An 11,665-nucleotide genomic window follows, 5' to 3' on the forward strand; every position below is an offset into this window, starting at 1 on the left:
ATCTTGACACCATTTGAACAGATTTTGATTATCGAGTCTGAATCACTAGCTGATTTGACTGTTTAACTTCTTCCATTACCACGTAAGTACGCGTGTCATTCACACCTGGAAGGCGTAATAAAGTGTCACCTAATAGCTTACGGTAAGCACTCATATCTGACACACGGGTTTTCAATAAGTAATCAAAATCACCTGAAACAAGATGGCATTCTTGAATATCATCCAGTTTTTGTACTGCGGTATTAAATTGCTCAAACACATCAGGTGCACCACGATTTAGAGTAATCTCAACAAACACTAAAAGTGATGCATCAAGATACTGCGGATTAAGTAGTGCGGTATAGCCGGTAATATAACCTTGACGCTCAAGACGTCTTACGCGTTCTAAACACGGCGTTGGAGACAAACCAACGCGTTTTGAAAGCTCTACGTTTGAAATTCGACCGTCTTTTTGTAATTCATTTAGAATATTACGGTCAATCCGGTCTAAGTCCTTTGATGGCTTTTTATAATTATCTGTCATTGATATTCACCTTAATTACTTCCCTGCAAAAATATATTCTACATTCTCTTTATATTCAGAATCAAATATTACCAAATCATAACTACACTTTACATTCACCCAGCGAACAAGCTATCAGACAGACATAACAACCACTAGTAAAAGAGGGTTCAGAATGAAAATTGGCGTACCAAAAGAAATCAAAAATCACGAATATCGTGTCGGCATGATCCCTGCCAGCGTAAGAGAGCTTTCCTCTTACGGTCACCAAGTGTTTATCGAAAGTCATGCTGGAGCCGGTATCGGCTTTAGTGACAATGATTACATCGCCGCAGGCGCTTCCATTCTTCCCACTGCAAAAGAGATTTATTCTACTGCAGATATGATTGTTAAGGTCAAAGAGCCTCAACCCACTGAACGAGCTTTACTCAAACCGGAACAAATATTGTTCACTTATTTGCACCTAGCACCAGATTTTCCACAAACGGAAGACCTAATAAAGAGTAAAGCCATCTGTATAGCCTATGAGACTGTAACAGATAATATGGGTCGTCTGCCACTATTAGCGCCAATGTCTGAGGTTGCAGGTCGAATGTCCATCCAAGCGGGAGCACAAACATTAGAAAAATCCCATGGTGGCAGTGGGTTACTACTTTCCGGTGTACCGGGCGTGATGCCGGCAAAAGTGCTGATTCTGGGCGGTGGCGTCGTCGGCTCTAATGCGGCTAGAATGGCGATAGGTTTACGGGCTGACGTGACCATTTTAGATAAAAATATCGACACACTTCGCAAACTGGATGAAGAGTTTCAAGGCAAAGCAAAAATCGCCTACTCAACCAAAGAGCTTCTTGATCAACTGGTATGTGAGGCTGATCTTATTATCGGTGCAGTATTAGTCCCCGGAGCGGCCGCGCCAAAACTTATCAACAAACAGCATTTAAAAACCATGAAAGCGGGCTCGGCACTTGTCGATGTTGCGATTGATCAAGGAGGATGCTTTGAAACCTCACGAGCAACCACTCATGCAGAGCCCACTTATGTGGTTGATGACATTGTCCATTATTGCGTTGCCAACATGCCCGGAGCGGTCGCCAGAACCTCTACATTCGCTCTCAACAATGCAACACTGCCTTATATTCTTAAATTGGCCAATAAAGGTTATCGACAAGCATTACTTGAAGATAAGGGGTTTCTCAAAGGGCTGAATGTGATTAACGGAAAACTAACGATTAAGGAAGTTGCAGATGAATTTGATCTCCCTTACATCGACGCAAGACAAGCGTTGGAATAATCAAATGAAGCGAATTTAATTTAAGCTAATCTAATGTCGCTTGAATTAAAATATTGCGGGGAGTGATGTCTCGATGACAAAAAGTACTTAGCGAAACATCATAGCCCGCCTGCTCTAAGCGTAATGCTTTGTCGCACACTAGCCACATTTCTAAAGGCCTTCTAAACACTTGCTGAACAAGGCTGAGTCGCTCCATTTGAATAAATCGAGCTTGGCCTTTGTGATACCAAAAATCCAAATCATCAAGTGCAATTTCCAAGTTCTTGTGTTGTTTCGCCCATTGACAGAAACTAGCAAACCCTTGGCTTAACTGTGATTTCTTGATGCTAGGAATGGGAATGTAACCATTCTGATTACTCGTTTCTTGCAACAATGAATCTAAGCCTAAACGATAACTCATCTCAAGCTCGCGATGGCGCTTTACTCGCTCCCCACCAGTTACGGTTTCTTGCAAAGGAATTCGAAGATCGTTTTTTGACAATATCAGGCCCGACTGTTTTCCTTCCATTGAAAGCGGCTGATAATACTGCTGTTGAATCAAATGATAACAGCAAGGCGATAAGGTCACTGCTGACAGATGCTGCTGGCAGCTATGTTCAATCAAATGAGCATGCAAATCACCACAAGCGTGTAAGGCCACTGCATGTTGATGGGGCTTAAACACCGAAACACAATCAGGAGATAAAGCATCGCCTTGCTTGAACGTCATCGGCAAACCATGTTTATCTGCCAATGCTTGTCCTGCCACACATAGCGCTTCCTGCCATTCAAAACTGATCACTGGCCGCTGTGATTGTTGAGCCAACCATTGCCCTAAATAGCCCTTCCCGGCGCACCATTCTAACCACACTTGATTGGAACAACTCTTGCGTATTGCCGCTTCACCCATCGCGTTAATTTGCTGCCATTTTCGACCAGGGATTCCGACACTGAGATGCTGCGTATCATGTTCTGACGTCAACGATAAGCTTGGCAGTTCACATTCGTGCCACAAAGATTCTAAATTAGGAATGAACGGACTCAAATGCTTAACAAGTGCAGGAGTATCTCCTTTCAATTGTTCAATATCTTCAACTTGTAAATCAGATAAAAACGCACATAAGCCAGCATGTGTGTACCATGGTAAGCGTTCATTGATACTGAGATGAAACGGTTCAATACGCCAAAAGTCTTGAGTAGAAATGAGCGCTTTATCTAATGTAGAAAAGCGCTTAGAAAGAGAAGAATCACACATTAACGAACGGGTAGCTCAATATCTTTAAACATTGCTTCAATTTCTTGATTATTTTTCAATCCAATCGCCTTTTCGACCACAGGGCGTGTCAAGTGAGGAGCAAAACGTTCCATAAAATCAAACATATAACTTCTTAAAAAAGTACCTCTTTTAAATCCAATACTTGTTGTGCTTGCACCAAAGATATGACTAGCATCAATTGACACTAAATCTTCATCCTGCTTCTTATCGATAGCCATACTAGCAAACACCCCAACACCAATACCGAGACGCACATAGGTTTTAATCACGTCAGCATCGGTAGCCGTAAAGACAATTTTTGGTTGAAGCCCAGCTAAGTTGAATGCGGTATCGAGCTCAGAACGCCCGGTAAACCCAAAAACATACGTGACCAAAGAGTACTTAGCCAACTCTTCGATTGTCACTTTACTTAATTGCGCTAATGGGTGATCTTTTCTTACCACAATAGAGCGATTCCAATGATAACAAGGCAGCATAATCGCATCTTGATATAAGTGAAGCGCTTCTGTCGCGATGGCAAAATTCGCCGTGCCTTTTGAGACCGCTTCTGACATTTGACTTGGCGTACCTTGATGCATATGTAGCGACACTTTTGGATAGCGCGCAGTAAAGCCCTTAATAACATCCGGTAAAGCGTAGCGGGCTTGAGTGTGCGTCGTCGAAATATTCAACGTACCGCATTCTGGATTAGTATGCTCACCAGCCACCGCTTTAATACTTTCGACACGCGATAAAATTTGCTGAGAAATGCGGACGATCTCTTGGCCAGCTGGCGTCACCGTGGTTAAGTGTTTACCACTACGTTCAAAAATTTGAATGCCAAGTTCATCTTCAAGCAACCTAACTTGTTTACTAATGCCCGGTTGTGATGTGTATAAGTTTTCCGCCGTTGCAGAGACATTTAAGTTATTATTGACGACTTCAACGATATATCTCAACTGTTGTAACTTCATATGGGCTTCCCTCTCCATCAGCATTTATCTTTAAGGCTTAACTTTGCCTTATAAGTATTAGTTATAACGCTTATCGACCCATTTTCATAGTTCTTCATTGAGATTCGATAACGAAAATAAAGTGTTGTGTGATAAAATTGCCAGTAATTTTTATTTGAAACGTTAATCCCTCATGTATCAAGAATTACTAAAACCGATAAACCAATTCCTGCACTGCCCAACACCGGATTCCTGGATAAACAAAGCCAAGCGACCAGAACATCTCAATGCCTTGCTTATTGATCATTGCAATTGCGAATTAAAAGCAGCCCAAACGGCAATGTTTATGGTACGAAAATACGCCGTTGACGAAACAAGTGGCCAAACGCTAATGCAATGGGCTAAGCCTTATGAAGATTATGTCTACAAGTGCATTCGTGATGTCGCATTTCCAGAAAAGAGCATTATGCAATCTAGCAGCCTAACCGTTCGTGATGGCTTTGAGCATGGCCAAGACTTGGTCGATAAAATGGTGCGTTTGATTAAAGAAGAATTTCATCACTTTGAGCAAGTATTAGACATTATGCAAAGTCGCGACATCCCTTATCAAAATCTAACCGCCGGCACTTACGCCAAAGGTTTAATGAAGATGGTTCGCACTTATGAGCCTGCTGCTCTGATTGATAAGTTGATTATCGGAGCTTACATTGAGGCAAGATCTTGCGAACGCTTTGCCAAGTTAGCCCCTTACCTAGATGAAGAATTAAATAAGTTTTACGTCTCATTATTACGCTCAGAAGCCCGTCATTATCAAGATTATCTTGCCCTTGCAGAAGCGATTGCTGGAGAAGATATTAGCGAACGAGTGCGTTTAATCGGTGAACGTGAAAAGCAACTTATCGAAAGAGAAGAAGCAGAGTTTCGCTTTCACAGTGGTGCTCCTGTCGAAATAGCAGCCCTCGCCTAACGAGTCACGAGTCACGAGTCACGAGTCACGAGTCAATTGATACAAAAACAGCCCAATGCAAACACATTGGGCTGTTTTATTTCAACAAAGTAAACCCTACTTCTTTGGTTTCTTACGCTTATCAGTTACTTCCCACTTACCGTCAACATACAGAGCAGTCCAGCCTGATGGTTTTCCATCTACTTCTGAACGTACATAATGCTCTTTTGATTTACGGCTAAAGCGAACCAACGTTGGAATACCATCAGGGTCGGCAACAGGCGCGCTAGCTAGATACTGGAATTTTTCTGGAATACGGTCTTTATATTCCGCCATTTCAGCCACTAACGGGGCACGAGTTTCACGAGATTTCGGGAAATTACTCGCGGCCATAAACAAGCCAGATGCGCCATCACGTAATACGAAATATGCATCAGAGTTAGAACAAGGCAGTTCTGGGAAATGCACAGGATCTTCTTTTGGTGGCGCAACTTCGCCATTACGTAAGATCTTACGAGTATTTTTACATTCTTCGTTAGTACATCCCATGTATTTACCAAAGCGGCCATTTTTCAGAACCATGTCTGAACCACATTTGTCACACTCAACTAATGGGCCATCGTAACCTTTAGGCTTGAACTCACCAAATTCAACAACATAACCATCACAGTTCGGGTTATTACCACAAACATGCATTTTGCGCTTGTCATCAATCAGGTAAGCATCCATTGCCGTTTCACAAATTGGACAACGCTTCTTAGCGCGAAGAGCGGCGGTTTCAACGTCTTCTTCTAAAACGTTGATCACCCCTTCTTCATCCCCTAAGTTGATTGTAGTTTTACAACGTTCTTTAGGTGGTAATGCGTAACCAGAACAACCAAGGAATACCCCGGTTGAAGCGGTACGAATACCCATTGGACGAGAACAGGTTGGACACTCAATATCAGTTTCAACGATCTTATTCGGCATCATGCCGCCTTCAGATTCGTCCAATTCAGCTTGTTCTAAATCGGCGGTAAAAGCATTGAAAAACTCGTCAAGTACTTGAGTCCAAGTTAATTGGCCTTCAGCAATTTTATCGAGTTTTTCTTCCATACGAGCGGTGAAGTCATAATCCATCAAATCGTTAAAGCTCGCATCTAAGCGATCCGTAACAATCTCACCCATTTTTTCTGCATAGAAACGACGCTGATCAACTTTCACATAACCACGATCTTGAATGGTTGAAATGATAGATGCATAAGTCGATGGACGGCCAATACCACGTTTTTCTAATTCTTTAACCAATGCAGCTTCTGTGTAACGAGCCGGCGGCTTAGTAAAGTGTTGCTTAGGATCAAGCTGTTTAAGGGACAAGGTATCGCCCACTTTCACTTCCGGTAAGATTTGATCTTCATTTTTTCCCATTGGACGCTGTACGCGAGTCCAACCGTCAAACTTCAAGATTCGACCTTTCGCTTTTAACGTAAATTCGTCCGCTTTTACGCTCACTGTCGTTGAGTCGTATTTTGCTGGTGTCATTTGACAGGCGACAAATTGGTTCCAGATCAGCGCATACAATTTATGCGCATCCGCTTCCATACCATTCAAATCTTCGGCTTTTACCTCAACACTAGATGGACGGATCGCTTCGTGCGCTTCTTGAGCACCTTGCTTGCTACCGTAAGCTAAAGGACTTGCTGGTAAATAAGCATCACCAAACTCAGATCCAATAAACTCACGACAAGCCTCTACAGCCTCTTTACTTAGGTTAGTAGAGTCAGTACGCATATAAGTGATGTAACCCGCCTCATAAAGCCTCTGAGCGAGCATCATGGTCTTTTTCACCCCATAACCTAAGCGAGTACTTGCCGCTTGTTGTAATGTTGAGGTGATAAATGGTGCCGAAGGTTTACTTGAGGTTGGGCGATCTTCACGTTTACAAACCTCGTAAGTCGCTTTTTCAAGTACTGATAACGCTAATTTCGTTTCAGCTTCATTGACTGGCTTAAACGCTGAACCGCCTTTTTGAGAAACCAATAGGCGGAAATCGGTATTATCTAATGTCGTCGTGTCAGCGTGAATATCCCAAAACTCTTCAGGGATAAAAGCATTGATTTCACGCTCACGCTCAACCAGTAATTTCACCGCTACCGATTGCACTCGACCAGCGGATAAACCACGTGCCACTTTTTTCCAGAGTAATGGCGAAGCCATAAAGCCCACTACACGGTCTAAAAAACGTCGTGTTTGTTGGGCATTAACGCCATCGATGTTCAATTCGCCTGGAGTTTCAAATGCCTGCTGAATTGCATTTTTGGTGATTTCATTAAAAACCACTCGCTTATAACGTGCATCATCGCCACCGATGATCTCACGAAGGTGCCACGCAATAGCTTCCCCTTCGCGGTCTAAATCGGTTGCGAGATAAATGCAATCGGCATCTTTGGCTAATTTTTGTAATTCAGCGACAACCTTTTCTTTACCCGGTAAGATTTGATAATTCGCTTCCCAATTTTGATAAGGGTTAATACCCATCTTTTTAATTAGGGCGGCTTTATCTTTTTCTTTTTTAATACGAGCCTTTTCTTCTGGGCTCATGCCCTTAGTTGAAATCGCGGCCGCTTTTTTCCCACTGCTTTGACCAGCAGTAGGTAAGTCACGCACATGCCCAACACTCGACTTCACAACAAAATCTTTTCCAAGATATTTATTGATGGTCTTCGCTTTAGCTGGTGACTCTACAATAACAAGAGATTTGCCCATAACTGATTCTAAACATCCTCATCAGGTCGCGTTTATTGACTACGCACGCTGCTTTTAATTAATTGCTTCTTTTTTTACTATCGAGTGAGTTTTAAATAAGATCAACTTGTTTTTTCACTTTTCATACTGAGTGGCTGACATATCGCCAACTTATGTGCAGCGATATCACAAACTCTTTATCGATATTTTGAGAAAAAGAATATTGAAGTTTTTAACGGTGATTACCTATACCAAGCATGCAGTTAGGTATAAACTTTGGTGCTTAACGTGGCGGACAATAACGCCTTATTTAACGATATTCAACCAAACCTTACATTTTTCAATAATGACATTCTAAGTAGGCCACTATGAGTAGTAAAAAAGCCATCTCCGAATTTGAGCTCCTTCTGATCGCAAACCAAGTCATTCAAGAGCATGCCAATTATATGGAAGGAATGCGTGCCACATCAGTGACAGAAAAAGACGATGTATTAATTTTCAAGGGTGAATATTTCTTAGATGAACAAGGATTGCCCACCGAAAAAACCACCGCCGTATTTAATATGTTTAAATACCTAGCACATCATTTATCTAAAGAGTTCACCTTAGAAAATATGCTTCACTAATTGATATATTAAACACTTTAGATAAAAAAATGCCCTAGTCATCGCTAGGGCATTTTTGTGTCATTTCATTATCGATTATTTACGTAGATAAATAGACCAGAACCATAAACCTACAAATACGCTACCACCAATGATGTTACCGATGGTTACTGGAATAAGGTTATTGATGACAAAATCAGCCATGTTTAAATCAGCGAACTGGCTTGCTGTCGTATGAGTCATTTCCCAAAACTCAGCTGGTGCAAAGTTTTTAATACCAATCGCAAATGGAATTTGGAACATGTTTGCGATGCTATGCTCAAAGCCAGATGATACGAACATGGCAACAGGTAAAATCAAAATCAACATTTTATCGGTTAGAGTACGGCCAGCATAAGACATCCAAACCGCAATACATACTAGCAAGTTCGCCATCGTGCCTAGCGCAACTGCAGAGGCAAATGAATGGTGCATTTTATGCTGAGCAATATGCATCGCATTCAGCCCAATACCGCCATGATCACTCATGTATTGTTGAGCCACTAACATGATACCAACCAGCAAAATACAGCCCACGAAGTTACCAAAGTATACTTGAAGCCAGTTTTTAACCAATTGCCCCCAAGTCACTAAGCCGCTCGCTTTTGCAACCACCACTAAGGTTGAACTATACCCGTGATCATTGAAGATGCTTGATTTTATCCTTGAACAGGATCATGCTACCAAACATGAAAATAGAACTTTCCAACCAAAAGAAAAAACAACTTGAACGGATGCACGATTCATCTCGTGACCGTCGAGTATGTGATCGTATCAAAGCTGTCCTGCTTGCTTCTGAAGGTTGGTCTGTTTCTATGATTTCGCAAGCATTGCGAATTCATCAAACGACGGTGACTCGTCATATCAATGACTATTTACAGTCTGAAAAATTAAAACCCGAAAATGGTGGCTCACAAAGTAAACTCAATGCCGATGAAACGATGGCATTAATTGAGCATCTTGCTGAAAATACCTATTTTCATACTCACCAGATTGTTGAGTACGTCCAGAATCAATTCCAAGTGACTTACACTGTCGCTGGAATGAATAAATGGTTACACCATAATGGCTTTTCCTATAAGCAACCTAAAGGTGTTCCACACAAACTTAATCCTGAAGCTCAAGAAGCTTTTATTCAGCATTATCAAGAGCTGAAGCAACTCAATGAACCGATTTTATTTATGGATGCAGTGCATCCAAGCCAAGCGACTAAAATCACTTACGGTTGGATCCGCAAAGGTGAAGATAAAGTAATTGAAACGACCGGTAGCCGTACACGATTAAACTTTGTCGGTGCACTGAATCTAACGGATATATCTACGACAGTGACCGAAAGTTATGAAACGATTGATAGTGAAAGTATTGCCCGTTTCTTTTGGAAACTGAAAAAAGATCATTATCCATTAGAGCAAAAGATTCATGTAATTCTCGATGGTGCCGGTTATCACCGAAGTCAGCTGGTAAAAGATTTTGCCCGGATGCTCAATATCGAACTGCATTATTTGCCCCCTTACAGTCCAAATTTGAATCCAATAGAACGACTGTGGAAGGTCATGCATGAGCATGCCAGAAATAATGTTTACTTCCCGACAAAAGCATCCTTTAAGGATGCAATAAATCTATTTTTTGATGTGACTTTGCCCAAAGTTGCAGGCTCACTGACAACTCGAATTAACGACAATTTTCAGGTTTTGAAATCTGCAACTTCAAGTTAATTGGGTATAGTAAATAATTCACTTCCTGTTACAACGACAAGAATTAAACCAAGGCTAAATGCTAGACCGCCAACAAAATGTGAGAAGCCAGGTGCAACGTCAGCAGTACCGCTGGTTACCGTCGTATAGAAGATAAACGCAATACCAATTTGCATACCAGCAGTCACTGCAAGCATAAAGGTTTTGAAAAAAGATTTATTAACTTTATAGGCACCAGCTGCAGCGGCTTTTTCGGCCATTTCAGGTGGCATTAATGATTCAAATTGATTATTGTCCATTTTCTCTCTCGTAACAATTAGATACAAAATAAGGATGATGGCTGAATATTGCTTTTTAATGTGATCAAATTCAAGCTTTCTAATCATAGTTCAACGTCGGTAAAAAGCTGTTTTCCGATTCGTGACTATTAGTAAAAAATCACAAAAAAGCGCATATCATCGCTTAAAATTAGCATAAAACGCAAAAAACATGGATTTATTCACCACAAAAAAAAGCCCACATGACGTGAGCTTAATTCAATAAAGATTGATATAAATCAGTTCTTATATCGCTACCTAATAATGGGTAGTGATTATAAGATTGGGCGCTGACCTCGTGATATTAATTTAAGCAGCACACTATCGACCGTTTTCGCTGCGCTACCAGAAATTTTATCCGATAACTTTTTCTTACGAACATAGTGCAAAGCTAATACTGATTTTTCTTTAGTTGCCGCGACAATCAAATCATCAGAGGTTTTAATTTCATCCACCAGCCCTAGTTCTAATGCTTGTGTGCCAAACCAATGCTCACCGGTTGCCACTTTCTCTAAATCAAGTTCTGCTCGGTGCTCGCGGATGAAATCTTTAAATAGCACATGCGTTTCTTCTAATTCATGCTTGAACTTATCGCGTGCTTTATCGGTGTTTTCACCAAACATCGTCAGAGTACGCTTGTATTCTCCAGCGGTCATTTGCTCAAACTCAATATCATTCTTCTTCAGCAATTTATGAAAATTAGGAATTTGTGCAATCACTCCGATCGAGCCAACAATCGCAAATGGGGCTGAAACAATTTTATCTGCGACACAAGCCATCATATACCCCCCACTTGCCGCCACTTTATCTACGGCAATCGTCAGTGGTATATTGGCATTTTTCAGACGATCAAGTTGAGAAGAAGCAAGACCATAACCATGAACCATTCCACCACCAGACTCTAGGCGAAGTAGCACTTCATCCCCTTCCTTAGCCACAGAAAGAATCGCCGTAACTTCTTCACGTAAAGAAGACACTTCTTTGGCATCAATACTGCCATTAAAATCTAAAACAAATAAATGAGGTTTACGGCTATCAATCAATTCACCTGATTTTGCCGCTTTCTTAGCTTCTTTCGCTTCTTTTTTATTTTTTTCTTTTTGTTCTTTGTCTTGTGCTTTTTGGCGTGCTTTTAAATACGCCTCGTCATGCAGGTGTTCTTCTAGCTGCGCAACCGTGTCTGTATGCTTTTCTGATAAATCGGTGATCTGTAACTCACCTTTAGCATGGCCACTCTTACCACCTAATACTTTGATACCAACAAACAGCGCAATTACCGCAACGACGAACGTCACGACTTTGGCTAGAAACAGCCCATAATCCAACAAAAATTCCAATATCATTCCCTCAAAACTTGCGG

Annotated in this window: 9 protein-coding genes and 2 pseudogenes; 4 read left to right on the top strand and 7 right to left on the bottom strand. The window is 41.3% G+C overall.

All coding sequences use genetic code 11. The annotated features are described in order from the left end of the window. Nucleotides 1–28 precede the first annotated feature (28 nt). Complete coding sequence (gene lrp, locus VRUMOI_RS07870) at nucleotides 29–523, bottom strand: leucine-responsive transcriptional regulator Lrp (protein WP_027697130.1); 495 nt, start codon at nucleotides 521–523, stop codon at nucleotides 29–31. A gap of 154 nt (nucleotides 524–677) precedes the next feature. Here lrp and ald point away from each other — a divergent pair, with 154 nt between their 5' ends. Next, entirely contained in the window at nucleotides 678–1,793 is a 1,116-nt protein-coding gene (ald, locus tag VRUMOI_RS07875) for an alanine dehydrogenase (protein ID WP_089139687.1), read from the top strand. Nucleotides 1,794–1,818: 25 nt separating this feature from the next. Here ald and VRUMOI_RS07880 read toward each other — a convergent pair whose 3' ends face one another. Further along, entirely contained in the window at nucleotides 1,819–3,027 is a 1,209-nt protein-coding gene (locus VRUMOI_RS07880; RefSeq protein WP_089139686.1) for a methyltransferase, read from the bottom strand. Beyond that, the gene (gene cysB / locus VRUMOI_RS07885; RefSeq protein ID WP_089139685.1) at nucleotides 3,027–4,001 is read right to left on the bottom strand and encodes an HTH-type transcriptional regulator CysB; all 975 of its coding nucleotides are present in this window, start codon (nucleotides 3,999–4,001) and stop codon (nucleotides 3,027–3,029) included. The genes VRUMOI_RS07880 and cysB overlap by 1 nt, the downstream gene beginning before the upstream one ends. Nucleotides 4,002–4,173: 172 nt before the next feature. Here cysB and miaE point away from each other — a divergent pair, with 172 nt between their 5' ends. Further along, nucleotides 4,174–4,947 carry a tRNA isopentenyl-2-thiomethyl-A-37 hydroxylase MiaE gene (gene miaE / locus VRUMOI_RS07890; protein ID WP_089139684.1) on the top strand — a complete coding sequence of 258 codons (774 nt, stop codon included), beginning with the start codon at nucleotides 4,174–4,176 and terminating at the stop codon, nucleotides 4,945–4,947. A 96-nt stretch (nucleotides 4,948–5,043) separates the two neighbouring features. Here the strand turns inward: miaE and topA are convergent, their stop codons facing one another. Further along, a complete protein-coding gene (topA, locus tag VRUMOI_RS07895; protein ID WP_089139683.1) occupies nucleotides 5,044–7,671 on the bottom strand; it encodes a type I DNA topoisomerase in 2,628 nt (875 codons plus the stop codon). Between the two features lie 347 nt (nucleotides 7,672–8,018). Here topA and VRUMOI_RS07900 point away from each other — a divergent pair, with 347 nt between their 5' ends. Beyond that, on the top strand, nucleotides 8,019–8,276 hold the full coding sequence (locus VRUMOI_RS07900) for a YciN family protein (protein WP_089139682.1): 258 nt from the start codon (nucleotides 8,019–8,021) through the stop codon (nucleotides 8,274–8,276). Between the two features lie 75 nt (nucleotides 8,277–8,351). Here the strand turns inward: VRUMOI_RS07900 and VRUMOI_RS07905 are convergent. After that, nucleotides 8,352–8,924 (bottom strand): annotated as a pseudogene (locus VRUMOI_RS07905) (formate/nitrite transporter family protein); the annotation flags it as partial. Nucleotides 8,925–8,983: 59 nt separating this feature from the next. On the opposite strand from VRUMOI_RS07905, the gene VRUMOI_RS07910 reads away from it, so the two are divergent. Continuing rightward, nucleotides 8,984–10,009: an IS630 family transposase gene (locus VRUMOI_RS07910; protein WP_110410653.1), complete on the top strand. Its 1,026-nt coding sequence runs from the start codon at nucleotides 8,984–8,986 to the stop codon at nucleotides 10,007–10,009. Nucleotides 10,010–10,017: 8 nt separating this feature from the next. Here the strand turns inward: VRUMOI_RS07910 and VRUMOI_RS07915 are convergent. Continuing rightward, nucleotides 10,018–10,287: pseudogene (locus tag VRUMOI_RS07915) on the bottom strand (formate/nitrite transporter family protein); the annotation flags it as partial. Nucleotides 10,288–10,580: 293 nt separating this feature from the next. Continuing rightward, nucleotides 10,581–11,642, bottom strand: a complete 1,062-nt coding sequence (gene sohB, locus VRUMOI_RS07920) for a protease SohB (protein WP_089140246.1) — start codon at nucleotides 11,640–11,642, stop codon at nucleotides 10,581–10,583. Nucleotides 11,643–11,665: the final 23 nt, after the last annotated feature.

The sequence above is a fragment of the Vibrio rumoiensis genome (assembly GCF_002218045.2).
GTDB classification, from domain to species: Bacteria; Pseudomonadota; Gammaproteobacteria; order Enterobacterales; family Vibrionaceae; genus Vibrio; species Vibrio rumoiensis.